The following is a 25,089-nucleotide window of genomic DNA, read 5'->3' as shown; positions in this document are numbered from 1 at the left end:
ACGAGAGAGCGGCACCAGGGCGCGAACTCGGAGGAGACCTGAGGTGCCGCTGGTGGCGTGCGTCACATCCTGAGCCAGACAATCGATAGGTCAAGTAAAAATCGATTATTTGGCGCAACGGCGATTTGACGGCAGGTTGCCTACACTTCCGACATGACCGGACCATCCGCCAAGACCACGCGCGCGCAGGAGGTCTACGACCAGATCCGTGACCGGCTGTTGACCGGTGAGCTCGAACCGGGCAGCAGGCTGAAGCTGAACGACTTCGTCGAGGGGTACGGCGTGAGCCTGTCCGTCGTGCGCGAGGCGGTCACCCGTCTCGCCGGCGACGGCCTCGTCCAGGCATCGCCGCAGCGCGGCTTCGCGGTCATGTCGTTGACAATCGAGCAGCTGCTCGACCTGACTCGCGCGCGAGTCCTGATCGAGACGATGGCCCTGGCGGAGTCGATCAAGCTCGGCACCGTCGCCTGGGAGGCTGCCGTGATCGCCAGTCACCACGAGCTCGCCAACACCCCGATGCTCACGCCCGACGGCGTCATCAACGCCGACTTCACCCACGCTCACCGCGCCTTCCACGACACCCTGCTGTCCGGGTGCGGGAGCAGCCGGCTGCAAGGCGTGGCGACCGAGCTGCGCGCCTGCTCCGAGCTCTACCAGAGCTGGTCGCAGCAGCTGGCGCACGACGACACCCGCGACATCGCGTGCGAGCACCGCACCATCTCGGAGCTGACCGTCGCACGCGACGAGGATGGCGCCGTCGCGGCACTGCGCGACCACATCGAGCGCACGACGGCCGCCCTCGTGAGGTACGCCGAGGAGGCCGCCGAGTCGGCGACGGCCTGAGGCGTCTCGGCCCTGGGCCTTCTCAGCTCTGGGCGAGGCGCGGGAACAGGGACTCCGCGTTGCCGCGGTTGATGGCGTGGAGGACGTCGTCGGCAAGGCCGGCCCCGTCCAGGTTGGCCGTCCAGCGCTCGGGGTCGGGCGCGAACGGGAAGTCGCTGCCGAAGGTGATCCGGGCCGGGTCGGCGAACGCCAGCAGCGACGGGATCGCGCTGGGCGAGGAGGACAGTGCCGTGTCGAAGTAGAACTTCCGCAGGTCCTCGAGGATCTCGTCGGAGGTGATGTCGTGGAACGCCGACGCATAGGGGAACCGGTAACCGGCGTACGGCAGGAAGCCACCGGCGTGCGACAGGATCACCCGCAGGTCGGGGTGCCGGCGCAGGACCCCGCTGGCGACCATGTGGAGTGCCGTCCGCGTGGTGTCGAACGGGTAGTCGAGCAGCGGACTGGGCAGTCCCGGGAGCATGTCCATCGGCGGCGCGGTGGGGTGGATGAAGACCACGGCCGAGCGAGCGGCGAGCTCGGCCCACAGCGGGTCGAGCGACCGGTCACCGAGGTAGGCGCCGCGCTGGTTCGACAGCAGCACGACGCCGTCGGCACCAAGCTCGTCGAGAGCGTAGGCAGCCTCCGCGACGGCTCCGTCGACGTCGGGCAGCGTCAGCGTGGCGAACAGCCCGAAGCGGTCCGGCCGGTCCTTGACCAGCTCGGCCACGTCCTCGTTGGCCCTCCGCGCACGCACCCGCGCCTCGGCGTCGTCGCCCCAGTGGGCGCCGGGGGCGCTCACGGACAGGATGGAGGTGGCGATGCCGAGCTCATCGGCGAGGGAGAGCGCTGACTCGACGTCCCACGCAGGCGTCGGCCATCCGCCGGCCGTGAGGTTGTGGGCGTCGAGGTCGGCGCGGTACGCCGGCGGGAGGACGTGCTGGTGGGTGTCGATGCGTCCGAGGGTCAACTGACCTTCTCCTTCGGTTCCGGTTCACTGAGCTCGCTGGCATAGGCCACCAGCGCAGCCGTCGTTCGTTCGATGTGCCGGCCGAGCGCTGCCGCGGCGCCGTCGGCGTCGTGCGCAAGGGCGAGGTCGACGATCTCCTGGTGCTCGGCGGGCACGTCACGACCGGGGTCGTGCGCCAGCTCGCGGGACCAGTGCAGGTAGAGGTCGGAGCAGTCGCGCAGACCGTCGGCGATCGCGGTCAACCGGGCGCTCCGGCCGCCGTCGAGCAGGACGTGATGGAACTCCCGGTGGGCGTGGGCCCACTCCGGGCCGATGTGCCCGTCGTCCGTCAGCATCGGCGCCCGCTGCAGCAGGTGGTGGGCAGCCAGGACGCGGGACTCCCACGCCGGTCCGCCGTCGGCGATCGACTCCCGCAGTGCCGTTGCCTCGACCAGGCAGCGGGCGCGCGTGATGTCCTCGAGGTCAGCAACGGACAGCTCCATCACGGCGAAGCCGCGCTGGGGCATGGACACGATCAGGCCCTGCTCGGAGAGCCGGGTCATGGCCTCGCGCAAGACCGTGGGCGAGACCTCATAGCGACCCGCGATGTCGTTGATCCGCAGGCGCGCCCCCGGAGCGAGGTCGCCACGCAGGAGCTCGAGACGGAGCCTGTCGTAGGCGTCCTCCGCGAGCGTCGGCTTCACCGTGTGCCGCACCATGCAGGAAGGATAGGCGAGATTTCCCTCGATCATAGATCTTCGCAAGAAAAATCTATTTTCTCTTGCAATTTCGATGTCCGCCGACGCAGACTGTGACGGCCGCCACCCGGTGGCGCAGGTCACTCTGGACAGAGCAGTCGCCTGCACAGACCCCGTACGTGCCGAGGAGGCATCCCATGTACGACATCGAAGTTCCGGTCCTGATCGTGGGCGGCGGCGGCGCCGGCCTCACCGCGTCGATGACGCTGTCGACGCTCGGCGTGGACTCGCTGCTCGTCAGCGCCCTCCCGGGCACCTCGACGCTCCCCAAGGCCCACGTGCTCAACCAGCGCGCGATGGAGATCCTCACCGAGGCCGGCGTCGCCGGCGAGATCTACCAGCGCAGCACCCCGGCCGAGAACATGCGCGCCACCGGTTGGTACGCGGGCCTGGCCGGCAAGCACGAGGACTACGGGCAGCGGATCGGCGTCCTCGACGTCTGGGGCGGCGGCTACACCGACCCGGCGTACGTCGCCGCGAGCCCGTGCCGCACGTGCAACCTGCCGCAGATCCGCCTCGAGCCCGTCCTCAAGGACCACGCCGAGAAGCTCAACCCCGGCAAGGTCCGGTTCAACCACGAGCTGGTCGACCTCGTCCAGGACGCCGACGGCGTCACCGCCACGGTCCGCGACAAGGACGCCGGCACCGACTACACCGTGCGGGCGCAGTACGCCATCGCCGCCGACGGTGGTCGCACCGTCGGCAAGCTGGTCGGCGTCACGCTCGACGGGCCCCGCGACATCATGAAGCTCGTCTCGGTGCACATGACGGCCGACCTGTCGCAGTGGGCCACCGACGACGACGTCCTGATCCGCTGGCTGGTCAACCCCGACTTCGGCGGTGCCTGGTCCGGCGTGCTCGTCCCGATGGGGCCGGACCACTGGGGTCCGCAGTCGGAGGAGTGGGTCTTCCACATGCAGTACGCCAACGACGACCCTGCGGCCATGGAGCCGGAGGCCGTGAAGCAGCGGATGTACGCCACCCTCGGCCTGCCGGTCGACCACCCGGTCGAGATCCACAAGATCAGCCCGTGGGTGATGGAAGGCGTCATCGCCGACAAGTTCCGCGCCGGCCGCGTCTTCATCGCCGGCGACGCCGCGCACCGGCACCCCCCGACGGGTGGCCTCGGCCTCACCTCGGCCATGGCCGACGTCTACAACCTCGGCTGGAAGCTGGCGGCGGTCCTGGCCGGACGCGCGGGCGACGCGCTCCTCGACACCTACGAGGCCGAGCGCAAGCCCGTCGACCAGAACAACATCAACAACGCCATCGCCAACGCGATGAACCACGCCACCATCGACCAGGCACTCAGCCTGTCGCCGGACAACACCCCCGAGCAGAACTGGGCCGAGCTCGCCCCGCTGTGGCACGACGGGCCGCAGTCGGCCGCCAAGCGGCAGGCGGTCAACCAGGCCGTCGCGTCGCAGACCATCGAGTTCCACCACCACAACACCGAGTTCGGCTACCGCTACGACTCGACCGCCGTCGTCCCCGACGGCAGCCCGGCGTACGTCCCGCTCGACGAGGTCCGGCTCTACGAGCCCAGCACCCAGCCCGGCGCTCCCCTGCCCCACGCCTTCGTGGAGCGCGAGGGCGACCAGTTCGCGATCGGCACCCTGGTCCACGGCGGAAAGTTCCTCGTGCTGGCCGGCCCCGAGGGCCAGGCCTGGGTCGAGGCCGCCAACAAGATCGCTGCCGAGAACGACCTGCCGATCGTCGCCGCGACCGTCGGGATCCTCGGCGCCGACCTGGTCGACGTCCAGTTCGCGTTCCTGAAGAACCGCGAGATCGCCGACGACGGCGTCCTCGTGGTCCGCCCCGACCGCTACATCGCCTTCCGCTCGATGAGCAGCGTCGACGACCCGCAGACCACGCTGCGCGCCGCGCTGTCGTCGATCCTGTCGACCGAGCTGCGCTGACCCGGACCGAGGAGACGAAGAGATGCGTATCGCCAACCTCTCCGGACGCCTGGTGCTGGTCACCGAGTCCGGCGCCGTCGACGTCGAGGAGGCCAGCCAGGGCCAATTCGGCTCAGACCCGACCGCGATCTACCGCCGCTGGGACGACTTCGTCGCATGGGCCTGGTCGACCGACCTGCCTCCCGGCACGCCCTTCGACGACAAGGACCTCGGATCGCCGGTGCCCGAGCCCGGCCAGGTCTTCGCGATCGGGCTGAACTACAAGGAGCATGCCCTCGAGAGCGGGATCACCGACTTCCCCGTCGAGCCGCCGGTGTTCACCAAGTTCCGCTCCTCGATCACCGGCCCGTACGGCGAGCTCGAGCTGCCGACGGCGACGGTCGACTGGGAAGCCGAGCTCGTCGTGGTGATCGGGACCGAGGCTCGTTTCGTCAGCGCCGAGAACGCCTGGGACCACGTGGCCGGCCTGACCATCGCGCAGGACTTCTCCGAGCGCACCCGACAGCTCGTGCCGCCCGTTCCCCAGTTCAGCATCGGCAAGTCGTTCCCGGGGTTCACCCCGATCGGGCCCGTCGTGGTCACCCTCGACGAGTTCGAGAAGGCCGGCCTCGACCGCGCCGACCTGGAGATCGGCTGCAGCCTCGACGGCGAGCAGGTCCAGAAGGGCCGCACCAACGACCTCATCTTCTCGGTGCCCGTCCTGATCGAGCGGCTGTCCGCCGTCCTTCCCCTCCAGCCGGGCGACATCATCCTCACCGGAACGCCGTCCGGCGTCGGTGGCGGGATGAAGCCCCCACGGTTCCTGCAGGTCGGCGAGGAGGTCGTCACCTGGATCGAGGGCATCGGCGAACTCCGCCAGAAGTGCGTGGCCGGTCGGCCGCACACGACCGCATCGGCATCCTGAACAACCGGAACGGAGAACCCACCATGGCACTGCACCGCCTCACCTCCATCACCGTCGGCGTCCCGAACGTCGAGGAGACCGCTGCCTACTACACCGACTTCGGCCTCACGCCCGTCGGCGGCGGATCTCGACCGGCGTTCGCCACCGCCGACGGCGGCGAGCAGTTCAAGCTCGCCCACGCCCCGCAGCGGCGGCTGCTCGAGATCGGCATCGGGGTCGAGGACCCCGACGACCTCGACCGGATCGAGCGCCAGCTGGGAGCGCTCGACCTCGGCGTCGAGCGAACGGCCGACGCCCTGGTGACCGAGGAGCCGATCGCCGGCTTCCGTGCGGTCGTCTCGATCGCACCGCGGATCGTGCAGGAGAGCGAGCCCACGCCGTACAACGGCCCGGGGCGCATCGAACGCGCGGGCACCCGCGCACCGGGCATCCTCCGCGAGGGTCCGGTCGCTCCGCGCAAGCTCGGCCACGTCGTCATCGGGTCGACCGACCAGGAGGCCACTCAGCGCTTCTTCACCGACGGCATCGGGCTCAAGGTCAGCGACACCGTCCCCGGGCTCGCGGCGTTCATGAGGTGCTCGACCGACCACCACAACGTGCTGGTGCAGCAGGCCCCGCTGAACTTCCTGCACCACACCTCGTGGCAGGTCGACGACGTCGACGAGATCGGCCGCGGCGCCACCGCGATGCTCGAGAAGGACCCCGGCCGCCACGTCTGGGGCCTGGGCCGCCACCACGTCGGGTCCAACTTCTTCTGGTACCTCAAGGACCCGGCCGGCAACTTCTCCGAGTACTACTCCGACATCGACTGCATCGTCGACGACGCCCTGTGGGAGCCCGGCGTCTGGGACGGCGCCAAGTCCCTCTTCAACTGGGGCCCGCCCCCGCCGCCGTCGTTCCTCGCCCCCGAGGACCTCGGGGCGCTCATGACCGGCGCCCACCAGCCCGGCTGAACCGATGTCCGCACCCACCGAGCCGGCGCCGGTCTGGCAGCCGGACCCCAGCACCGTGGCGTCCTCCGCGATCACCCGCTTCGCCGAGGACGCCACGGCCCGCACGGGCCGCGACCTGAGTGACTACCGTGATCTCTGGTCCTGGTCCGTCGAGGACCTCGACGGGTTCTGGTCGTCGGTCTGGACGTTCTTCGACGTCCAGGCCGACGGCTCCCCGGCCCGGGTCCTCACCGACGAGGCGATGCCCGGGGCCACGTGGTTCCCCGACGTACGGCTCAACTACGCCGAGCAAGCCCTGCGCCACGCGCTCGACCCGGCGCTCGCAGACTCCGTCGCCGTCACCTCGATCGGCGAGGACGGCGACGTCACCCGGACGACCTGGCGCGAGCTGCGCCAGCAGGTCGGCGCCGTGGCGGGCTGGCTCCGCAACCAAGGCGTCGAGCCCGGCACCCGCGTGGTCGGCTACCTCCCAAACACCACCCCCACCCTCGTCGCCTTCCTCGCCACCGCGAGCATCGGCGCGATCTGGTCCGCCTGCGCCCAGGACTACTCCGGTGCCGGCGCCGCGACCCGGTTCGCCCAGCTCGAGCCGACCGTCCTCATCGCCGCCGACGGCTACCGCTGGAACGGCCGGGCCCACGACCGGCGCGCGGAGGTGGACGCCCTGCGCGACGCCCTGCCCACGCTGCGGGCCGTCGTGCACGTCCCGAACCTCGGCCTCGAGCCCCCACCCGGCGCCACTTCGTGGGCCGAGGTCACCGACGCCCTGTGCGAGCCGCGGTTCGACCGACTCACCTTCGACGCGCCGCTCTGGGTGCTCTTCTCCTCGGGGACGACCGGTGTGCCGAAGGGCATCGTCCACGGCCACGGCGGTGTCCTGCTCGAGCACCTCAAGACCCTCGGTCTCCACATGGACCTCGGGCCCGGACGCCCCCTGTTCTGGTACACCACGACCAACTGGATGATGTGGAACCTCGTCGCCTCAGGCCTCCTGGTCGGCGCACCCGTCGTCCTGTACGACGGCAGCCCGGCCCACCCCGGCCCCGACCGGCTGTGGCGCATCGCCGCCGACGAGCGCGCGCACCTCCTCGGCGTCAGTCCCGGGTACCTGCTCGGCAGCGCGCAGGCGGACCTCTGGCCCGGACGCGACCTCGACCTGTCCAGCCTCCGCACGATCGGCGCCACCGGAGCGCCGGTCACTGCGGCGTCGTACCACTGGGTGGCCGAGCACGTCGGCGCGAACATCCAGCTCGCCTCCACCACCGGCGGCACCGACGTCGTGGCCGGGTTCGCGGGCAGCGCCCCGACGACCCCGGTCTGGCCGGGCGAGATCTCGGCGCCGAACCTGGGCGTCGCCCTCGAGTCCTGGAGCTCCGACGGCGAACCAGTGGTCGGCGAGGTCGGCGAGCTGGTCGTCACCCGCCCGATGCCGTCGATGCCGGTGTTCTTCTGGAACGACCCGGACGAGGAGCGATACCGGGACAGCTACTTCTCGACCTACCCGGGAGTGTGGCGCCACGGCGACTGGATGGAGGTCACCGATCGCGGAAGCCTCGTGGTGTCCGGCCGATCCGACTCGACGCTCAACCGCCACGGCGTACGCCTCGGCAGCGCCGACATCTACGCCACCGTGGACCGGGTTCCGGAAATCCGCGAGTCCCTCGTCATCGGTGCCGAGCTGGGCGACGGCGGGTACTGGCTCGTCCTCTTCGTCGTCCTCGCCGACGGCATCGAGCTGACCGACGACCTGGTCTCCCACGTCACGGGAGCGATCCGCGCGGGCGCCTCACCCCGCCACGTCCCCGACGACGTCATCGCGGTGCCGGCGATCCCCCACACCCGCACCGGCAAGAAGCTCGAGATCCCGGTCAAGCGCCTGATCCAGGGACACCCTCTGGACAAGGTCGCCAGCAAGGACGCGGTCGACGACTTCGAGGCGCTCGCCCGCTTCCAGGACTTCAGCCGCCTCACCACGACGAACAGCGAGAACCGATGATCCGCACGACCGCACGCCGACTCGCCCACCTCCTCACCGGGACCACCTACATCGCCCTCGGGTACGACGCCGTCCGCACCCCCGGCGGCCGGGTCGACCTGGCCGCACCGACCCTCGCGACCCTGCGCCAGTTCCTGCCACTGCCCCAGGACGACGAGCTCGTCGTCCGCGGCAACGCCGCCGTTCAGACACTCGCCGGCGCCGCTCTCGCTGCCGGCGTCCTCCCCCGGACATCCGCCGCCGTGATCGCCGGCTCCCTGGTCCCGACCACGATCGCGGGACACGCGTTCTGGAAGGTCGAGGACCCTGCCGTCCGGAAGATGCAGCAGGTCCAGCTCCTCAAGAACGTCGCGCTGCTCGGCGGCCTGATCGCCATCGCCTCGGAGCGAAAGACTCAAGCCGCCGGGCCCTGACCAGAACTGTTCGGCTCGAACAATACTGATCCCGAAATTCACGCGACTGCGACATGTGTTCGTCCCATGCGAACGACAGTATGGATAACACCACTTATCCCCACAGGTCTCACAAGGACGACAAGGAAATCCCCCATGACTGCCGTCACCAAGAAGGCCGACAACCCGGTCGCGCATCTCACCTCCGAGGACATCGAGGCTCTCGGTGCCGAGCTGGACGCAATCCGCCAGGACGTCCTCGGCACCCGAGGCGAGCGCGACGCGGCCTACATCCGCAAGGTCGTCGACGTGCAGCGCAAGCTCGAGCTGGCCTCCCGCGCGGCACTGCTGGTCAGCGCCTTCCCCCCGGCCTGGATCGCCGGCACCATCGGGCTCTCGGTCGCCAAGATCCTGGACAACATGGAGATCGGCCACAACGTCATGCACGGCCAGTGGGACTGGATGCGTGACCCGAAGATCCACTCGACCACCTGGGAGTGGGACAACGCCTCGACCGCTGAGGGCTGGAAGCACACCCACAACGAGTCGCACCACACCTACACGAACATCGTCGGCAAGGACAACGACCTCGGGTTCGGCATCATGCGTGCCGACGAGGACCAGCGGTGGGTTCCGATGCACCTGGGCCAGCCACTGTGGAATTTCCTCAACGCGTGCTTCTTCGAATACGGCATCGCGATCTACGACCTCGAGCTCGGCCGCAACCTGCGCGTCCCCAAGGACAAGCGCAGCGAGGAGTTCACCCGCAAGCTCGAGGGCACCCTCCGCAAGGTGCGGCGCCAGGCCACCAAGGACTACGTCGTGAACCCGGCCCTCGCACTGCCGACCGGCTCGTTCCTCCCGGCCCTGGCAGCGAACTTCACCGCCAACGTCGTGCGCAACCTGTGGTCGCACTCGGTCATCATGTGCGGCCACCTCCCCGAGGGCGTCGAGACCTTCGAGCTGAAGTCCATCCCCGACGACGAGACCCGGGGCCAGTGGTACCTGCGCCAGATGCTCGGCTCCGCCAACATCTCCGGCTCCAAGCTGATGCACATCATGAGCGGCAACCTGTCGTTCCAGATCGAGCATCACCTCTTCCCCGACCTGCCGAGCAACCGGTATGCCGAGATCGCCCCGAAGGTGATGGCGGTCTTCGACAAGTACGGCCTGAACTACCACCAGGCCCCGCTCCACCAGCAGGTCTCCAGCGCCTGGCACCGCGTCGTGCGTCTGTCCTTCCCCAACGGCTGGCTCGCCACCACGAACGCCAACAACCTGCCCGGGCAGCTCAAACTGCTCTACGCCATGACGACCGCCGACAAGCGCAAGCGCCGCGTCATGCAGCGCCTGCTCGAGAGCGCCGCCGCCAAACAGCAGATGGCGAAGGCCGCTTGACCGGCGACCACTAGGAAGCCGTCACACCAGCAAACAAACGAGCCTGGCAGAGCCGTCCGGGAACCTCACCGCCCCCTGGCTGCAGATGACCGATCCGGAATGGCAACGCGCATGCACCGAGACTCGTGATACGACTGCCAGCCGAGCCGGACCCCAACGCCCATCAAGTGCGTGGTGAGGTCGTTACGACATCGCGATCTCCCGCGCGGCCCTTGACCGTGGGTTCAGAGCCCCCGTCCCACCACCAGTTTCATGATCTCGTTGGCTCCGCCGTAGATCTTCTGAACCCGAGCTGCGGAGTACATTCGAGCGATCGGTGCCTCGAGCATGTAACCGAACCCGCCGAACAACTGGAGGCATCGGTCGATGATCTCGCACTGCCGTTCCGATCCGTAGAGCTTGGCCATGGATGCCGTCTCGGTGTCAAGGTTTCCGTCGATCGCCCGCTGGACGCAGTGATCCATGAACGTCTTGGCGGCCAGTACCTCGGCCTTGCACTCGGCGAGTTCGAAACGGCTGTTCTGGAAGTCGATGATCGGCTGTCCGAAGGCATGGCGCAGCTTCGCGTACTTGATGGTCTCCAGTACAGCGGCCTCTGCCATCGCGATCCCGCTGACGCCGATGATCAGTCGCTCGCGGGGCAGCTGGTTCATCAGCTGGAAGAAACCCTGGCCCTCCGCGCCGCCGAGCAGGTTCTCCGCGGGCACGCGGAGGTCGTCGAAGAACAGCTCGCGGGTGTCAGTGCCGTTCTGCCCGATCTTCTTCAGCACCCTGCCCCGGGCGAACCCGGGGGTGTCGTCGGACACGTCCGCGACGAATAGGGAGATGCCCTTTGCCCGCTCGGCCGGGGCGGTCTTGGCCACGATGATGACGAGGTCGGCGTGGGTGCCGTTGGTGATGAAGGTCTTGGAGCCGTTGATCCGGTAGTGGTCACCTTCTCGCACCGCTGTGGTGCGCACGGCCTGGAGGTCGGAACCGGTGTCGGGCTCGGTCATCGCGATAGCGATGACCTTCTCGCCACTAGCCAGGTCGGGGAGCCACCGCCGCTTCTGGTCCTCGGTGCCGTAGGCGGCGATGTACGCCGAGACGATCGTCGAGTGCACCTGGAAGGCCCAGCAGGTGTCCTGAGCGAGGGCGATCTCTTCGACCACGACGGCCTCGTGACCGTAGTTGCCGCCCCCGCCGCCGTACTCCTCCGGTACGTCGAGGCACAGCAGGCCGGCCGCGCCGGCCGCGTTCCAGAACTCCCTGTCGACCATGTGCTGGTCGGCCCACCGTTCCTGGTTGGGCGTTGCCTCGCGCCGGAGGAAGGTGCGGGCGTGGTCGCGGAGCAGGACGTGGTCCGAGGACTCCCAGACAGGGGTGTAGTCGGGGAACAGTTCGCTCATCGTGAGCCTTTCAGTATGCGCAGGACGGGGGCGGCTGCGGTCGGATGTCAGCGGTCGGTGCGCCGGGCTGGAAGTACGCCGACCAGGGGAATGTCGTGCTCGATCCCGAGCGCCTCCCAGTAGGCGGTCGGGTGCTGCGCGAAGGCGTCGGCGATCTCCTCAGGCGACTCCCCGACGTGATGCCGGAAACGCTCTGCGAAGTGAGGTTCCAGCGCTCCTGCCGCGATGTGACCGTCGGAGGTGCGGTGCAATCCGTACTGCGGCAGTGCTCCCCCCAGCGGGTCGCCCGGCCCGGTCAGGCCGTGTCGTACGGCGCCGGCCGCCGCGTGGGCAGCGGCGTCGAGGCTGACCCGCGCGCGACCGCCCTCGCCGGTCTGGGCCCGGGACAGGAGCGCGCCGAGCGCCGCCGTCACCGCACGCTCGGCGCCGAGGATGTCGGCCACCGGCACGCAGGGCATCTGCGGCGGCAGTACCGTGCCGTGCGCGGCCTGATAGGTCAAGTCGTGGCCCGGAACCTCGGCGAGGTCTCCGTCACCGCCGACGATCTCCAAATGCACGAGGCGGTCACGGTTCTGCATCATCGCGTCCAGTCTTAGCCGGGCGAGAGCGGACGGCCGGTGCGCGGTCACCAGGATGTCGCAGTCCTCCAGCAGCGCGGCCAGCTTTTGCGTCCCGTCCGCGCTCTTGAGGTCGACCGTGACAACGTCGAGCCCGGCAACGAGCTCGTCGTACCAGCTCGGCGCCACCGCTGCCAGTGGGTCGCCCATCGGCGGCTCAACCTTCGTCGCGGTGGCGCCCAGCCGGACCAGTTCGGCGACGGCCAGCGGACCAGGAAGGTTGACAGCGAGGGAGACCACCTTGACCCCGCGCAGGGGGGCAGCAACAGGCGCGCTCACGCGACCCTCATCTCGACGTAGACCGACGAGGCAAGGCCGAGCACCGGCTCACCGTGCTGGTTGCGCAACGCACCTCTCAGCCCGACACGTCCCCGCCGACGGGCCGGTTCGAGGTCGACGGAGGTCACTGCACTGCGCCCGGTCAGCCGGTCACCGGGCCGCACTGGACGACGGAACCGTACGTCGTCAAGACCCGCGCCCGCGATCAGGCGCAAGTGGCCGCTCAACTGTTCAGCCCACAGTCGTTGGTAGACGCCCAGCGTCTGCAGACCGCTCGCAATCAGGCCTCCGAAGTGGCCCTCAGCAGCGGCCCGCTCCGGATCAATGTGGAAGAAGTGCGGATCCCACTGCCGAGCGAAGGAGACGATCTCCTCTTCGGTGAGCCTGTGCGACCCGAGGTCCCAGGCCTGGTCCGGCATGAGGTCCTCTGCGTAGACGTATTCCGGCGTACCGGTCGCCTTGGGCTCCTCGTGGACCGACGGCGCCGTCACACGCCACCGACCTTGCGCTCGCGACCCTCCCAATGGGGTGCACGCAGGTCCTTCCGAGCGACCTTGCCCACCAGCGTCTTCGGGAGTGGCTCCGTTGTGATCTCGATCCGGGTCGGCTTCTTGTACGACCCGAGCCGCTCCTTGCAGAGCGCGACCAACTCCTCGGCGGTGACGGCAGAGGGGTCGGTGACGGTGACGACGGCCATCGGCGTCTCGCCCCACTGCTCGTGCGGGACGCCGAAGACCGCGGCCTCGATAACCGCCGGGTGGTCGCTCAGCACCGTCTCGAGCTCGGCGGGCCAGATGTTGAATCCGCCGGAGACGATCATGTCGTCGACCCGGTCGCGGATGTACAGGAAGCCGTTGGTGTCGAGGCAGCCGATGTCCTGGGTGTAGATCCAACCGTCCTTGAGGCGGGTCGCCGTGAGCTCTGGGTCGCCCCAGTAGGACCGCATCTGCCCCTCGACCTGGGCGACGATCTCACCGTCCTCGCCGAGCGGCACCTCCACCCCGTCTGCGCCGACGATTCGCACCTGGGCATAGGGCATCACCCGGCCAGCAGAGCGCATCGGCTCCGAACCCTCGATCTCGGCGAACCAATCCTCGGGCCCCATGCTGGAGATCGGGACTGCCTCGGTCTGGCCGAATCCCTGGTGGAGCACGTTGCCGAAGACGTCGCGGGCGTGCAACGCGGTGGCGTCCGCGATCGGCGCCCCACCGACCACCAGCGCCTCCAGGTGCGGCCAGTCCCTTGCCGCGTCGGGGTGGCGTGCGAGAGTCGAGAGCAGGCTCGGGGAAACGAACATGTGGGTCACCCGGTGCTCGCGCATCATGGCGAGCACCTTCACCGGCTCGAACGCGCCGAACATCACATTGGTCGCGCCGACCAGCCAGGCGGGCAGGAAGAAGTAGCCGGAGGCATGCGAGACCGGGCCGGCATGACCCATCACGCTGTTGCGGGTCAGCCGGGGAGCCATCAGCGTCCAGTTCCGGCAGTTCAGCACCCAGTCGTGGTAGCTGTAGGCCACTCCCTTAGGTCGTCCGGTAGTGCCGCCGGAGTGCCGGATGACATACCAGCTGTCAGGGTCGATCTCGGTCACCGGGTCGACCGGGCTCTGGGTAACCAGCCAGTCCTCGTAGCTCTCGTCGCGCAGGACCACGCCGGTCAGCGAGGCCACTTCGTCCTCGAGGCCGAGGACGTCGTCGCGGTAGGCCGCCTCGGCGACCAGGACCTTGCAATCGGTGCCCTCGAGCATGTCCCGGTGGGCCGAGCGCGAGTTCTTCGCATAGAGCGGGACCCGGGTCGCGCCGGCGATGGCGCAGGCCAGGTAGGTGTCGACGCAGCCCAAGGTGTTGTCCTCTAGGCCGGCGACCCGGTCGCCCGGCTCGACACCGAGGTCGATGAGCGCGTTGGCGAGCCGCACGCCGCGCTCCCACGCCTCGGAGAAGGTCAGCGTGCGGTCGTGTGTCGCGATCGCCATGCGCGACGCGTTGAGGCGCGCCGCCTGGCGCATGAGTGAGGTGACGTCCATGGGTTCTCTCCTATGTGGGCTGCGTCATCGGCCGGCGAAGCGAGGCGGCCGCTTGTCTCGGAAGGCGGAAACACCCTCCTTGGCGTCCTCCGTGCCGAAGGTCAGGTAGAAATTGCGTCGTTCCAGCGCGAGGCCCTGATCGAGCGGCAACTGCAGGGCTCCCAGCGCGGCGTCCTTGGCGAGCTGAACGGCTAGCGGGGCGTTCCCCGCGATCTGCTCTGCGATCCTCATCGCCGTGGGCAGGCATTCCTCGTCGAGGGTGAGGTCGGAGACCAACCCGATCCGCAGCGCCTCCTGTGCATCGATCACGGCACCGGTGAGCAACATCCGCATGGCCACCGCCTTGCCGACCGCGTGCACGAGCCGCTGGGTGCCGCCCGCCCCCGGGATGACGCCAAGCTTCACCTCAGGTACGGCGAAGCGGGCCGAATCGCTAGCCACGACGATGTCGCAGGCCAGAGCCAACTCGCACCCGCCGCCCAGGGCCAGACCGCGGACCGCGGCGATGACCGGCTTGCGCATCGCGGTCAGGGTGATGAACGGGGCGAGGCCGAAACCTCCCGGGTCCAGCATGTCACCCGGGCCCCTCGGCTGGATCCGACTGATGTCAGCGCCGGCGCAGAAGGCACGCTCAGACCCGGCGATCACGACGGCACGGATGCTGCTCGCGGCCTCAGCAGCTGCCAGCGCCTGGTCGAGCTGAGCGCAGAGTTCCTCGCTCAGCGCGTTGAGCGCCGCCGGGCGGTCGAGCGTGATCGTCGCGACCGGACCGGCAAGCTCCACCTGGACCAGGCTCTCGCTCCCGGACCATGGGGCCGTCGCCCCGCTCACTTCGGGGCCATCCGCAGGGAGCCGTCCAGCCGGATGACCTCGCCGTTGAGCATCCGGTTCTCCACGATGTGCAGGGCGAGCGAGGCGAACTCAGCGGGATCGCCCAGCCGGGAGGGGAACGGGACCTGTGCGCCGAGCGCTGCCTGGACATCGGCGGAGAGGCTATCGGCGACCATCGGGGTGCCGAACAGGCCCGGGGCGATGGTGACTGCTCGGATGCCGTGGCTGGCTAGCTCACGGGCGAGCGGGAGCGTCATACCGGCCACGCCGGCCTTGGATGCCGCGTAGGCGGTCTGGCCGATCTGACCGTCGAACGCCGCGCCGGAAGCCGTGTTGATGATGACGCCGCGCTCGCCGTCGGGCCCCGGCTCCTCGCCGCTGAGGGCGTCAGCCGCCAGCCTGGTCACGTTGAAGGTGCCGACCAGGTTGATCTCGACGGTCCGGGCGAACTTCTCCAGGGAGTGGACGCCCGTGCTGGAGAGCACCTTGGTCGGAGCGGCAACCCCGGCACAGTTCACAACGCCGGAGAACCGGCCGAGCCCGACAGCGGTCTCAACGGCCGCGGCGACCTGCTCCTCGCTTGTCACGTCGGTGACGGCGAGGACCGCACCGTCGGGCGCTTCGCCGGCAAGGTCGGCCACGACGACCCTCGCCCCCCGCTCGACGAGAGCGACGGTCGTCGCCCCGCCGAGGCCGGAGGCTCCCCCTGTTACCAGGAATGTGCGGTCACGGATGTCCATGGTCAGTCGAGCCTCTCGATGATGGTTGTGTTGGCGGTGCCGTGGGCTTCGCAGACGGTGAGCAGGCCGAGCCGGGACGTGGATCGCTCGAGTTCGACGAGCAGGTCAGTCATCATCCGCGCGCCAGTCGAGCCGAGCGGATGGCCGATCGCAACCGAGCCGCCGTTGACGTTGAGTTGGTCGTCGGAGACGCCGAACTCCTTCTGGAACATGAGCGGGACGCCGGCGAAGGCCTCGTTGACCTCGAACCGATCGATGTCGGCGATCGAGAGTCCGGACTGAGCTAGCGCTCTGCGGGAGGACTCGAGGATCGCGCTGAACTGGATCACCGGGTCGGCTCCGGCGACCGCCAGACTCCGGAACCGCGCCCGGGGACGCAGCCCGTGCTCCTCGGCGTAAGCCCGGGAGGTGATCATTAGCGCGGCCGCGCCGTCGCTGACCTGAGAGGAGTTCGCGGCGGTGGTGCGTCCGTCCGCTGCGAACGCCGTGCGCAGCTGGGCCATCTTCGCCGGGTCGACGTGTTCCCGGATGCCCTCGTCGCGGTCGATGACCGGGGCGACGCCAGCAGGGTCCGCAGTGAGCGGGACCATCTGGTCACGAAATGCGCCAGCCGCGGTGGCGGCGAGGGCTCGGGCATGGCTGCGCTGGGAGAAGGCGTCGAGTTCCTCACGGGTGATGTCGAACTTCTGGTTCATCAGCTCCGAGCTCTCCCCCTGGGGACGCAGCTCGCCGGCGTATCGAGCAAGCTCGGCCGGCGAGTACCACGGGCCCAGGGGGGCTCCGGGCACGAAGGCCGCGGGAAGCGGGACCTGGGACATCGACTCGACGCCGCCGGCGATGACGACGTCGTAGTAGCCCGAGGCGATGCCCTGAGCCGCGAAGCTGATCGCCTGCTGCCCCGAACCGCACTGCCGATCGACAGTGACTGCCGGAACCGACTCCGGCAGGCCGGCGGCGAGCACGGCGTGGCGGGCGATGTTCCCCCACTGCTGGTCCTGGGTGAGGACGCAGCCGGCGATAACGTCGTCGATGTCGTGCGGGTCGATGCCGGCCCGATCCACCAGGTGGCTCAGCGTCCGGCCAAGCAGGTCGGCGGGATGCCACTGGCTGAGTACGCCGCCTCGCCGACCGACAGGGGTACGCACCGCGTCGACGATGACTGGTTCGTGGGGATTCATGTCGTCTCCTCTAGGTTCGATTGGCTCGACGGGCCCGATGGGCTCGGCGGTCGCTACTCGGGCAGGCCGGACTCGGGCCCCTCGGCCAGCTCACCGTCGTACTCCTCGACCGGGCCGTCGCCGTCGCCGTCGTCGGCGACGTTCGCCGGGGTGATCTGCTTCACGGCCGGGTCCTTGATCTGAACGATGGTCGAGCCGAGGTAGCCGGAGTGGTTGTCGGCCGAGTAGCCGATCGGCACCCGCCTCGACGAGTGCCTCGCTAAAGATCACGCCGAGTCCACTGCACGCACCCGTGACGACCACAACGCGGCCGTCGAGGCGGAACTTGGCGAGAACGCTCATGCGGCGCGCCCTCCCCGCAGGAGGGAGGCGCCGCGCGCAGCGATCAGACTTAGTCGCGCAGGAAGCCGCTCACCGAGCGGCGTACCTTGTCCGGCTCCGGCGACTCGCCAGCGATCACGTCGGCGTACGCATAGCTCTGCAGCAACCGGACCACCAGATAGGCGAGGTCCGCGACTTCGAGTGTCGAGGTCAGCCGGCGTTCGTCGACCTCCTCTTGGATGACTGATGCGAAGTGGTCGATGACCCGCTCCTGGAACGGACTCGCGGCCGTCGTGTTGAGCCGAAGCGCTCGCTCCGGCTCCCGTCGCAGGAACTCGCGATAGAAGGGCGCGTCGATCGACGACCGGGCAAAGGCCTCGGCGATCGACGCGATCCGGTCCCCACCTACCAGATCGTCCGCCGCCGCCGTGGCGTGCTGCAGCGTTGGCTTCGCGATCGACCAGCAGATCTCCACCAGCAGGTCGTCGCGCGAGCCCACCCATCGAAACAGCGTCGTTCGACTGACCCCCAGGTCCGCGGCGATCTCCCGCATCTCGACCCGGTCGCTGGACAGGAACCTCTTGCGAGCAAGCCGGAAGGCCGTCAGAGCGTCGGGACGCCGGGTTTCCGACTCGGAGAGCATTCTCGAGAGTGGTGTATCGCTCACCCTTCGCCTCCATCGTCACGCCCAAGCGCGACAGCGGCTCCGGCACCGCTGCGTCGACCACACCCGACGCCCGACGAGCTCGTCCGCGCGGACAGCTTTCCCAACCGTACAGCGTTCGAGCACGCCAACTCCCCCCGCGGCTGCCCTGTGACCCCATCTCATGCGATGGAACATAGCCGATTCGGACCACGAAATGCAACGTTTGTGGATTCGTTTCATTCATGAGGCTCATGACGTATCTGCTGTATCAGCTGCACGGGCGTCCGATCATGAAGGCCCGGGGACGCGCGATCGAGACCCTCGCATGCAGGGCCGGGCCGGGAATCCTGCACAAGCTGCGCGCCGTGATGGCGGACGTGCTGAAGTGACGGCAGACCGGCGACGTCACTATGCAGGACCTCCCGAAGGACGCCAGCCGCTCGTGCGGGCCATGAGAGTGGCCGGCCGCGAGCGGGTAGCGCGTTGCGATCCTCCACGCGCTCAACGCCAACGGCGCCGACAAGGCGCGAGCGACGGCCGACCTCGGCGTTAGCCGGACGAAGCTCTACGCCCACATGCGCGCACTCAAGTTCACGATCTCAGCGTCCGGCGCAAACGCTCTGGCACGGCCGCTCTCGGGAGCTCTGCTGAGGACGACGCCAGCCACGCCGTCGTCTCCACTGCTGCCACCCGTGGCCGCTAGCGAGGCGAGGGCCCTGCGTGACGGCGTGGTCGAACGCCGTCTCCGGCCTGGTCGGGCTCATCCCGCAGCCAGCGAAGCGACATGTGATTCTGTGCCGCGACGGCGGCGGCTGTGGCCAGCTCTGCATGCACGGGCCGTCCGTCTCGTCTTCGCACCAGGCGGCCAGGCCACGACATGTCGAAGAACTCCGCCTGCCCGCGAAGATGACCAGCCGTCGCGGAGAAGGCTTACGTCGCCGGCCGACGCCCGCCAGGTCGACGCGGTGGGCGGTTGCTCAGTTTCTGCGGAGGCGGCGGCAGTTCACGCCCGAGCCGCCGCCGAGCGTCGACCGCAGCGGCGAGCACTGCCTCCTGAGTGAACGCGGAGCGCCCCAGAGCTCGGCCGAACTCCGAACGGTCGGTGACAATCGCGGCCTCGACCTCCCCCATCGTCGAGGCGGGCAGCGGGTGCGACTTGTTGAAGCTCCGGCGCGTGCTGACTTGAGCCGGGTGCTGTTCTGCGTCCACGGCCAGGGTGGCCCGCTGCTCGGGCGAGCGCCGGGCGTGCTGCACGAGCGCCAGGGCAAGCCAGCCGATGAACGAGTCGGGTGAGTCAGGGTCGGTGTCGAGGTCGGCCACGTACGCAGAACGCGCGAGGTCCCAAACGCCCGGCTTCCAGTAGATCCCGACCCGGATCGTGGTCTCGCTGGTCATGTCATCAGCTCCTTCACCGCTCCCCAACCCGGCCCCCACCCGCTCGAGCTGGCGGGCGAACTGGCGGGCGCGCTGACGGTTGCCGGCCGGCGGCCGTGGGGGCTAACACCAACGCCGCTGCATTCCCGGCCGGGCCACCTCGGGCTCTGCCCTGCCGCGCCCATCGCCGTCCTCACCTTCGCACGTTTCCTTTCTGTCCTTGGCCCGTCTCCTTGCCAGCAAGGGGCGGCGACGAGGTGGAGCTGCGCCGCCCCTTGCTCAGCAGTCCACCGCCCCGTGCACCCGGGGTTATCCCCAGGTGCGCGGCTGGTGCCCACGTTTCCACAGGGCTGCTTTGTGGACCGGCAGGCGTCGGCTTCCGCTGGGAGACTAGTCCTGTCAGTTCATTCTATTCAACTCACCGGAGGAACAGTCGCATGACCGAGACCATCGAGACCCCCGCCACCGACCAGACCGACCACACCGCCCAGGTCGTACAGGTTGAGGAGTTCACCTACCTCGACCCCGCCGACATCATCATCGGCACCAACGTCCGCACCGACCTGCGCCCTGACCACAAGGAGTTCCGCAAGTCGATCAAGGAGCGCGGCGTGCTCGAAGCCGTCACGGTCTACCGCAACGAGGACGGCCAGCACGTCCTGCTGCGCGGCCAGCGCCGCACCGTGACCGCCGCCGAGGTCGGCACTCCCACCGGCCTGATCCCGGCCCGCGTCGTTCCCCAGCCCGCCGACGCCGACCGGATCGGTGACCAGATGGTCGAGAACATCCACCGTGCTGGGATGCGCGAGTCCGAGATCGTCGCTGGCGTGGAGCAGCTGGCCCTGCTCGGCGTGAGCGCCGCGCAGATCGCCAAGCGCACCAGCATCGACCGCCCGACCGTGAACGCCGCCCTGGCGGTCACCAAGGCCGACCAGACCCGCAACCGGCTCGACTCCGGCGACCTGACCTTGGAGGAGGCCGGGATCTTCGCTGAGTTCGAGCACGACCCCGACGCCGTCGCGCGCCTGGAGTACGCCATGCGATACCGACGCTCCCTCACGCACGAGGCCCAGCGGCTGCGCGACGAGGCCGCCGAGCGCGCGGCCGACGCCGCCGAGGTCGAGCGCCTGCGCGCCGAGGGCCTGCCGGTCCTGACCGCCGAAGAGGTCGAGCAGGCCGAGCAGGAGGGCGAGGTACTGCGCATCGAGCGGCTGGTCACCGAGGACGGCGAGCCGCTGGCCGAGGAGGAGTGGCCCAACGTCCCCGGCGCTCGCGTCCACGTCGTCAAGGAGTGGATCTACCCCGAGGACGAGTACGACGAGGAGGCCGAGGACGGCAGCGACGAGGAGAGCGAGGACTGCGAGCCCGCCGAGCCCTACCAGCAGTACGTGCCCGTCTGGGTCCTCACCGACCTCGCCGCCTCCGGCCTGCGTCGTCGCGGCGGCGGCTCCGGGAGCAGCACCGCCGACAGCAGCGACGACGACGGCGAGAGCGCGGAGGCCGAAGCGCAGCGCGAGCAGCAGCGCCAGGAGCGCCGCCGCGTGATCGCCAACAACAAGGCGTGGGCCAGCGCCGAGACCGTGCGCCGCGAGTGGCTGGCGGGGTTCGTGGCCCGCAAGACCGCACCGAAGGGAGCCGAGGCCCTGATCTGCGAGGCGGTCGTCACCGGCCACTACACGCTGAGCAAGGCCATGGACCACCGTCACCCGATGCTCTTCACCCTGCTGGGCATCGAGGTCCCGACTGGCTACTACGGCGCGGGCCACGACGAGTGCCACAAGATCGCCACCAAGGCGACCACGCCGAAGGCCGCGACCATGACCACGCTCGCCACCGTCGTCGCTGCATGGGAGGCCTCTACCAGCAAGCACACGTGGCGCAGCCCCTCCGCGTGGGACGCCCGCGTGCTCGGCGCGCTCGCGCAGTGGGGCTACCAGCCGAGCGAGGTCGAGCGGATCCTGCTGGGCGAGGAGCCGCAGGCAAGCACCGACAGCGACGGAGCGGACGACGCCACCGAGGGCAACGCGGCCAGCGACGAGGCCAGCGACAGCGCCGCCTGACCGACCTTCCCTCCCCCACCCCGAGGGCGGTTCTTCCTGCGGAGAACCGCCCTCAGTTGAATACAATGAATAGAATGAACGTAGTTCGTTTGATCCGCTACCCGGGGAGGACCCGACATGTCACACGAGATCGAGACCCACGGCGCGCAGGCCGCTGCCGTCTTCGCCCGCAAGGACGCCTGGCACCGCCTGGGCACCACCGTCCGCGACCGCGCGTTCACCGCTGAGGAGGCCATGCGGCTCGGCCACCTGGGCGGCTGGGACGTCCGGAAGTTGCCGCTCACCACCGCCGAGGTGAGCGAGGGCGGCGTCACCGCGATCGAGGTCCCCGGCTTCGCCACGGTGCGCACCAACCCGTTCACCGGCGAGCCCGAGGCGCTCGGCGTCGTGGGCGGCGGGTACACGCCGCTGCAAAACGAGGACCACGCCGAGTTCCTGAACCTGCTGGCCGACGAGTCGGGCGCGATCTTCGACACCGCCGGGTCGCTGCGCGGCGGTCGGCAGGTGTTCATCACGATGCAGCTGCCGGACTCGCTGACGGTCGGCGGCACCGACCGCGTCGACCTGAACATCGCCGCGCTCAACAGCCACGATGGCTCCAGCGCGTTCCGCATCCTTGTGACCCCGGTCCGCGTTGTGTGCGCGAACACCCAGAGCGCGGCGCTGCGCAACCACGAGTCGTCGTTCTCGATCCGGCACACCCGCAATGCCAAGGCCGCCGTGCAGGCCGCCCGTGACGCACTCGGGCTGACGTTCACCTACGTCGACGCGTTCCAGGTCGAGGCGGAGCGGCTGATCCAGCAGACCATGACCGACGCCGCGTTCGACGCCCTGATCGACGCCACGTTCGGCAAGGCCGAGGCCAGCGCGACCAAGCGCGTGCGCGAGACCGAGCGCCGTCGCCGCTCCCGGCTGCACTGGCTGTTCGCCGACGCCGACACGCAGGCAGGTATCCGCGACACCGCGTGGGCCGGCTACCAGGCCGTCGCGGAGTACGTCGATCACTACGCCCCGGTCCGCACCAAGGGCGACGAGAAGAACGCCCGCGCCACCCGCGTCCTCACCAGCGACGACCCCGACCGGATCAAGCGCCGCGCCTGGACCGTGCTCGCCCCCGCCTGACCGCGCAGATGTAGCCGTCCCGCAAGTCCTCCGGTGGCGGGCTGAGACCCCGAGTCCGGCCCGCCACCGGCCCAACCGAAGGAGGAGCCATGACCGACACGACCACCACCCGCGAGCAGACCGACAGCACGCCGACCGACGCCGCCACGGTCGAGTGGCACGCCGTGGACGCCGACGACCGATGGCCGGGGCGCTGGACCGCGCACACCGCCAGCGTCCACGCGCACGGGCGCACCTACCTGATCCGGATCACGCCCGGCGACTGCACGACCTACCTCGCGCCGGGCTTCTACGCCGACGTGGACGGCGGCTACGGCCAGCGCTGGGGAATCCGCACCGCCACGCTCGACGAGGCCAAGCGCCGCGCAGTCGAGGACGTCCTGCGATGAGCCAGCCGACCGCCACCCCCGCCGACATCGCGGCCAGCAGCGACCTCACCGCCGACCGGGACCGGCACACCCTTAGCGAGACGGCCTGCGACCTGATCGTCATCGAGCACCGGCTGCGCGACGTGCGCCGGTGGACCCCCGAGACCGCCCGCGCCCACCTGGACGCGGCCCTGTCCAGCGTCGCCACGGCGCTGGACGCCCTGCACGCCGAGTACGCCACCCGCACCACCGAACAGGAGCAGTGATGACCGAGCAGACCCAGCCGGAGCCGACCGGCACCGTGATCAGCGAGCGCGACCAGCGCCGCATCCTCGCCGCCATGTCGAAGATGCCGTACGCCGCCAGCAGCCGCGTCCCGACACCGTGGAGCGCGACCCGCGAGGCGGTCACCGCCGACGCGATCGTTGCGTTCCTGGACGGCCTCGCCGAAGTCCTGGCCGAGGTCGGCACGGAGAACGACCAGTACCGCCGCCGCCTGTTCTCCCTCGAGGGCGACGTGCAGGCCTTCCGCCGCCTCATCGGCACCGCATCCGCCCCGCAGTCCGAGCAGGTGACCCCGTGAGCGCGCACATCGAGTGGCTGGCCGCCCGCGAGACCAGCGTCCAGGTGTTCACCCCCGGCGAGGACTGGGTGGGTGCCGGTGAGCACCGCCAGCCCGTCTTGACGCTGGCCGGTGACGACGTGGTCGCAATCCAAGGCACGCCCACCGAACTGCGGGCGCTCGCCGCACGGATCACCGCCGTGACCGCCGCCGCCTCCGCACGGCTCGACCGAATCGGCTTGGCCGCCGAGGCCGGGTGAACACGTGCCCAGGAGCCGGACCCCAGACCGCCCGCAGCGCTGTGTCCGCTGCGGGCGGTATCTGCGCCGGATCAACTTCCTCTCCGGTGTCGTCGGCCCTGGTCGCCCGCCACTCGTCCGGATCGAGTGCGAGCACTACGCGTGCCTCGACTCCCTGTGCTGGTCGACCAGCGACGGACGCCACCTCATCGCCAACGACTGCACGCAGCACGCGCCGCCCGGGAGCAGCACCCAGGAAACCCTGTGGTGACAGGCCCACTGGCCCAGCCAAATCACCACAAGGTCAACTGCTCGCCCAGGAGCTCCTGGAGCCGCGCGAGGTCGTCGGCTACTAGCTGCGGGTCCTCCCTCGCAAGGTCGCGCAGTTCCCGAGCCCGTCGACGCGGCCCGCGCGGGTCGGCCAGCGGGCTGTAGGGCAGCCGTCGCTGCACGGCCCACTCCTGCCGGTTCTTCTGCGCCGTCGAGACGACGACGTGCTTCGGTGCGATCCGCTGGCACAGCGGATTGTGGCAGCGATGCCCGAGCAGCCGCGCCTCTTCGAGCGCGTCAACGCCGTGCATCACCGCGTAGGCGAACCGGTGGGCGATGATCACCCGCCCCGGCGCGTACCAGAACCTGCCGTGGCCGCCGCCGTCGGTGCGCTCCCGCTCGGACCGCCCCGAGACCGCGCCGGTCCACCACAGGCACTCACTACCCGGCACCGTGGCGACCTTCGCCCGGTAGCGCGCGAGCACGTCCGGGTCCGCGATCGCCTCGGCAAGCGCGGCGAGGCCGGCGTCATCCAGCCGACGTGCCGCCACCCTCTCCCCCGCTCCCGGGAACGTCACGGTCGTCGGCCACGCCGCCGTCCGGCTCGGTCCGGTGCTCACCGGCCAGCCGTCGCAGCCGCGTGGCCTCGCGCACCGTCACAGTCTCACCGCACCACTCGACCGCCTCGCCCAGGGACAGCCCCTCGACCTCGGTCAACTCCCGCAGCGCCTCACCTGCGCGCTTCTCCGTCTCGGCCACGGCAGCGTCGCGCTGCCCGACCGCGACCATGACCTGCTCGGCCAGGTCGATCAACCGCTTCTCGCGCTCCTCACGCTCTCGCCGCAACTTGTCGGCCATCTCGCGCGCCGTCCGCCGCGCCTGCTGCTTGATCGTCTGCTGACTCATCGGTCCTCGTTCCGTGTCGAATCGTCAGTCCACTCGGACTCTGACACCCACCTACGACAGAACCCGACCCCGGT

Annotated in this window: 28 protein-coding genes; 14 read left to right on the top strand and 14 right to left on the bottom strand. The window is 69.6% G+C overall.

Annotation, left to right across the window (positions count from 1 at the left end; all coding sequences use genetic code 11):
• Nucleotides 1-153 precede the first annotated feature (153 nt).
• A complete protein-coding gene (locus C7S10_RS19330; RefSeq protein WP_108346089.1) occupies nt 154-843 on the top strand; it encodes a GntR family transcriptional regulator in 690 nt (229 codons plus the stop codon).
• Between the two features lie 22 nt (nt 844-865).
• Here the strand turns inward: C7S10_RS19330 and C7S10_RS19325 are convergent, their stop codons facing one another.
• Together C7S10_RS19325 and C7S10_RS19320 are read right to left on the bottom strand one after the other, a co-directional pair.
• The gene (locus C7S10_RS19325; protein WP_108346088.1) at nt 866-1,792 is read right to left on the bottom strand and encodes an amidohydrolase family protein; all 927 of its coding nucleotides are present in this window, start codon (nt 1,790-1,792) and stop codon (nt 866-868) included.
• Nucleotides 1,789-2,490, bottom strand: coding sequence for a GntR family transcriptional regulator (locus C7S10_RS19320; RefSeq protein ID WP_108346087.1), 702 nt, complete (start codon nt 2,488-2,490; stop codon nt 1,789-1,791). The genes C7S10_RS19325 and C7S10_RS19320 overlap by 4 nt, the downstream gene beginning before the upstream one ends.
• 176 nt (nt 2,491-2,666) lie before the next feature.
• On the opposite strand from C7S10_RS19320, the gene C7S10_RS19315 reads away from it, so the two are divergent.
• The 6 genes from C7S10_RS19315 (at nt 2,667) to C7S10_RS19290 (ending at nt 10,091) form a co-directional block, all read left to right on the top strand.
• The gene (locus C7S10_RS19315) at nt 2,667-4,448 is read left to right on the top strand and encodes an FAD-dependent monooxygenase (RefSeq protein ID WP_108346086.1); all 1,782 of its coding nucleotides are present in this window, start codon (nt 2,667-2,669) and stop codon (nt 4,446-4,448) included.
• 22 nt (nt 4,449-4,470) lie between these two features.
• Complete coding sequence (locus C7S10_RS19310; protein ID WP_108346085.1) at nt 4,471-5,352, top strand: fumarylacetoacetate hydrolase family protein; 882 nt, start codon at nt 4,471-4,473, stop codon at nt 5,350-5,352.
• 23 nt (nt 5,353-5,375) lie between these two features.
• Nucleotides 5,376-6,305 (top strand): VOC family protein, encoded by a 930-nt coding sequence (locus C7S10_RS19305; RefSeq protein ID WP_108346126.1) that lies wholly within the window; start codon nt 5,376-5,378, stop codon nt 6,303-6,305.
• 4 nt (nt 6,306-6,309) lie between these two features.
• Entirely contained in the window at nt 6,310-8,301 is a 1,992-nt protein-coding gene (locus C7S10_RS19300) for an acetoacetate--CoA ligase (RefSeq protein WP_108346084.1), read from the top strand.
• A complete protein-coding gene (locus C7S10_RS19295) occupies nt 8,298-8,714 on the top strand; it encodes a DoxX family membrane protein (RefSeq protein ID WP_108346083.1) in 417 nt (138 codons plus the stop codon). The genes C7S10_RS19300 and C7S10_RS19295 overlap by 4 nt, the downstream gene beginning before the upstream one ends.
• A 135-nt stretch (nt 8,715-8,849) precedes the next feature.
• Nucleotides 8,850-10,091, top strand: coding sequence for a fatty acid desaturase family protein (locus tag C7S10_RS19290; RefSeq protein WP_108346082.1), 1,242 nt, complete (start codon nt 8,850-8,852; stop codon nt 10,089-10,091).
• Between the two features lie 224 nt (nt 10,092-10,315).
• Here C7S10_RS19290 and C7S10_RS19285 read toward each other — a convergent pair whose 3' ends face one another.
• From C7S10_RS19285 to C7S10_RS19245, 9 genes are all read right to left on the bottom strand, one after another.
• Nucleotides 10,316-11,479: an acyl-CoA dehydrogenase family protein gene (locus tag C7S10_RS19285; protein WP_108346081.1), complete on the bottom strand. Its 1,164-nt coding sequence runs from the start codon at nt 11,477-11,479 to the stop codon at nt 10,316-10,318.
• A 47-nt stretch (nt 11,480-11,526) separates the two neighbouring features.
• Nucleotides 11,527-12,375: a CoA transferase gene (locus C7S10_RS19280; protein ID WP_207769478.1), complete on the bottom strand. Its 849-nt coding sequence runs from the start codon at nt 12,373-12,375 to the stop codon at nt 11,527-11,529.
• Nucleotides 12,372-12,866: a MaoC/PaaZ C-terminal domain-containing protein gene (locus tag C7S10_RS19275; RefSeq protein ID WP_108346080.1), complete on the bottom strand. Its 495-nt coding sequence runs from the start codon at nt 12,864-12,866 to the stop codon at nt 12,372-12,374. Before C7S10_RS19275 ends, C7S10_RS19280 begins: the two co-directional genes overlap by 4 nt.
• On the bottom strand, nt 12,863-14,398 hold the full coding sequence (locus C7S10_RS19270; RefSeq protein ID WP_108346079.1) for a class I adenylate-forming enzyme family protein: 1,536 nt from the start codon (nt 14,396-14,398) through the stop codon (nt 12,863-12,865). Before C7S10_RS19270 ends, C7S10_RS19275 begins: the two co-directional genes overlap by 4 nt.
• A gap of 24 nt (nt 14,399-14,422) precedes the next feature.
• Complete coding sequence (locus C7S10_RS19265) at nt 14,423-15,181, bottom strand: enoyl-CoA hydratase/isomerase family protein (protein WP_207769477.1); 759 nt, start codon at nt 15,179-15,181, stop codon at nt 14,423-14,425.
• A 44-nt stretch (nt 15,182-15,225) separates the two neighbouring features.
• Entirely contained in the window at nt 15,226-15,969 is a 744-nt protein-coding gene (locus C7S10_RS19260) for an SDR family NAD(P)-dependent oxidoreductase (protein ID WP_108346077.1), read from the bottom strand.
• A 2-nt stretch (nt 15,970-15,971) separates the two neighbouring features.
• Nucleotides 15,972-17,147, bottom strand: coding sequence for a thiolase family protein (locus C7S10_RS19255; RefSeq protein WP_108346076.1), 1,176 nt, complete (start codon nt 17,145-17,147; stop codon nt 15,972-15,974).
• 53 nt (nt 17,148-17,200) lie between these two features.
• Nucleotides 17,201-17,386 (bottom strand): hypothetical protein, encoded by a 186-nt coding sequence (locus C7S10_RS22375; RefSeq protein ID WP_165807221.1) that lies wholly within the window; start codon nt 17,384-17,386, stop codon nt 17,201-17,203.
• Nucleotides 17,387-17,538: 152 nt separating this feature from the next.
• Complete coding sequence (locus C7S10_RS19245; protein WP_165807237.1) at nt 17,539-18,111, bottom strand: QsdR family transcriptional regulator; 573 nt, start codon at nt 18,109-18,111, stop codon at nt 17,539-17,541.
• A gap of 254 nt (nt 18,112-18,365) precedes the next feature.
• Here C7S10_RS19245 and C7S10_RS22370 point away from each other — a divergent pair, with 254 nt between their 5' ends.
• Nucleotides 18,366-18,503 (top strand): hypothetical protein, encoded by a 138-nt coding sequence (locus C7S10_RS22370; RefSeq protein WP_165807236.1) that lies wholly within the window; start codon nt 18,366-18,368, stop codon nt 18,501-18,503.
• A gap of 541 nt (nt 18,504-19,044) precedes the next feature.
• Here C7S10_RS22370 and C7S10_RS19240 read toward each other — a convergent pair.
• Nucleotides 19,045-19,509, bottom strand: a complete 465-nt coding sequence (locus C7S10_RS19240) for a hypothetical protein (RefSeq protein ID WP_108346074.1) — start codon at nt 19,507-19,509, stop codon at nt 19,045-19,047.
• A 416-nt stretch (nt 19,510-19,925) separates the two neighbouring features.
• Here C7S10_RS19240 and C7S10_RS19235 point away from each other — a divergent pair, with 416 nt between their 5' ends.
• The 6 genes from C7S10_RS19235 to C7S10_RS19210 all read left to right on the top strand — a co-directional run bounded on the left by C7S10_RS19235 (nt 19,926) and on the right by C7S10_RS19210 (nt 23,860).
• Nucleotides 19,926-21,548, top strand: a complete 1,623-nt coding sequence (locus tag C7S10_RS19235; protein ID WP_108346073.1) for a ParB/RepB/Spo0J family partition protein — start codon at nt 19,926-19,928, stop codon at nt 21,546-21,548.
• 117 nt (nt 21,549-21,665) lie between these two features.
• Nucleotides 21,666-22,670: a DUF932 domain-containing protein gene (locus C7S10_RS19230; protein WP_108346072.1), complete on the top strand. Its 1,005-nt coding sequence runs from the start codon at nt 21,666-21,668 to the stop codon at nt 22,668-22,670.
• Nucleotides 22,671-22,759: 89 nt separating this feature from the next.
• Nucleotides 22,760-23,059: a hypothetical protein gene (locus tag C7S10_RS19225; protein WP_108346071.1), complete on the top strand. Its 300-nt coding sequence runs from the start codon at nt 22,760-22,762 to the stop codon at nt 23,057-23,059.
• Entirely contained in the window at nt 23,056-23,304 is a 249-nt protein-coding gene (locus C7S10_RS19220) for a hypothetical protein (protein WP_108346070.1), read from the top strand. The genes C7S10_RS19225 and C7S10_RS19220 overlap by 4 nt, the downstream gene beginning before the upstream one ends.
• Nucleotides 23,304-23,621: a hypothetical protein gene (locus tag C7S10_RS19215; protein WP_108346069.1), complete on the top strand. Its 318-nt coding sequence runs from the start codon at nt 23,304-23,306 to the stop codon at nt 23,619-23,621. Before C7S10_RS19220 ends, C7S10_RS19215 begins: the two co-directional genes overlap by 1 nt.
• Nucleotides 23,618-23,860: a hypothetical protein gene (locus tag C7S10_RS19210; RefSeq protein WP_108346068.1), complete on the top strand. Its 243-nt coding sequence runs from the start codon at nt 23,618-23,620 to the stop codon at nt 23,858-23,860. Before C7S10_RS19215 ends, C7S10_RS19210 begins: the two co-directional genes overlap by 4 nt.
• Before the next feature lie 272 nt (nt 23,861-24,132).
• Here the strand turns inward: C7S10_RS19210 and C7S10_RS19205 are convergent, their stop codons facing one another.
• Nucleotides 24,133-24,660 carry a hypothetical protein gene (locus tag C7S10_RS19205; RefSeq protein ID WP_108346067.1) on the bottom strand — a complete coding sequence of 176 codons (528 nt, stop codon included), beginning with the start codon at nt 24,658-24,660 and terminating at the stop codon, nt 24,133-24,135.
• On the bottom strand, nt 24,638-25,015 hold the full coding sequence (locus C7S10_RS19200; protein WP_108346066.1) for a hypothetical protein: 378 nt from the start codon (nt 25,013-25,015) through the stop codon (nt 24,638-24,640). Before C7S10_RS19200 ends, C7S10_RS19205 begins: the two co-directional genes overlap by 23 nt.
• Nucleotides 25,016-25,089 lie beyond the last annotated feature (74 nt).

This window comes from Nocardioides currus, from assembly GCF_003057875.1.
Taxonomy (GTDB): Bacteria; Actinomycetota; Actinomycetes; order Propionibacteriales; family Nocardioidaceae; genus Nocardioides; species Nocardioides currus.
Note: the sequence above shows the minus strand (reverse complement) of the source record. Positions and strands in the feature narration are given on the sequence as shown.

Coding starts and splice junctions, on each gene's coding strand:
- C7S10_RS19215 (WP_108346069.1), top strand. CDS start 23,304: ATGACCGAGCAGACCCAGCCGGAGCCGACCGGCACCGTGATCAGCGAG.
- C7S10_RS19200 (WP_108346066.1), bottom strand. CDS start 25,015: ATGAGTCAGCAGACGATCAAGCAGCAGGCGCGGCGGACGGCGCGCGAG.
- C7S10_RS19295 (WP_108346083.1), top strand. CDS start 8,298: ATGATCCGCACGACCGCACGCCGACTCGCCCACCTCCTCACCGGGACC.
- C7S10_RS19320 (WP_108346087.1), bottom strand. CDS start 2,490: ATGGTGCGGCACACGGTGAAGCCGACGCTCGCGGAGGACGCCTACGAC.
- C7S10_RS19225 (WP_108346071.1), top strand. CDS start 22,760: ATGACCGACACGACCACCACCCGCGAGCAGACCGACAGCACGCCGACC.
- C7S10_RS19290 (WP_108346082.1), top strand. CDS start 8,850: ATGACTGCCGTCACCAAGAAGGCCGACAACCCGGTCGCGCATCTCACC.
- C7S10_RS19230 (WP_108346072.1), top strand. CDS start 21,666: ATGTCACACGAGATCGAGACCCACGGCGCGCAGGCCGCTGCCGTCTTC.
- C7S10_RS19245 (WP_165807237.1), bottom strand. CDS start 18,111: ATGCTCTCCGAGTCGGAAACCCGGCGTCCCGACGCTCTGACGGCCTTC.
- C7S10_RS19260 (WP_108346077.1), bottom strand. CDS start 15,969: ATGGACATCCGTGACCGCACATTCCTGGTAACAGGGGGAGCCTCCGGC.
- C7S10_RS19285 (WP_108346081.1), bottom strand. CDS start 11,479: ATGAGCGAACTGTTCCCCGACTACACCCCTGTCTGGGAGTCCTCGGAC.
- C7S10_RS19305 (WP_108346126.1), top strand. CDS start 5,376: ATGGCACTGCACCGCCTCACCTCCATCACCGTCGGCGTCCCGAACGTC.
- C7S10_RS19300 (WP_108346084.1), top strand. CDS start 6,310: ATGTCCGCACCCACCGAGCCGGCGCCGGTCTGGCAGCCGGACCCCAGC.
- C7S10_RS19330 (WP_108346089.1), top strand. CDS start 154: ATGACCGGACCATCCGCCAAGACCACGCGCGCGCAGGAGGTCTACGAC.
- C7S10_RS19220 (WP_108346070.1), top strand. CDS start 23,056: ATGAGCCAGCCGACCGCCACCCCCGCCGACATCGCGGCCAGCAGCGAC.
- C7S10_RS19310 (WP_108346085.1), top strand. CDS start 4,471: ATGCGTATCGCCAACCTCTCCGGACGCCTGGTGCTGGTCACCGAGTCC.
- C7S10_RS19255 (WP_108346076.1), bottom strand. CDS start 17,147: ATGAATCCCCACGAACCAGTCATCGTCGACGCGGTGCGTACCCCTGTC.
- C7S10_RS19315 (WP_108346086.1), top strand. CDS start 2,667: ATGTACGACATCGAAGTTCCGGTCCTGATCGTGGGCGGCGGCGGCGCC.
- C7S10_RS19235 (WP_108346073.1), top strand. CDS start 19,926: ATGACCGAGACCATCGAGACCCCCGCCACCGACCAGACCGACCACACC.
- C7S10_RS19240 (WP_108346074.1), bottom strand. CDS start 19,509: ATGACCAGCGAGACCACGATCCGGGTCGGGATCTACTGGAAGCCGGGC.
- C7S10_RS19270 (WP_108346079.1), bottom strand. CDS start 14,398: ATGGACGTCACCTCACTCATGCGCCAGGCGGCGCGCCTCAACGCGTCG.
- C7S10_RS22370 (WP_165807236.1), top strand. CDS start 18,366: ATGACGTATCTGCTGTATCAGCTGCACGGGCGTCCGATCATGAAGGCC.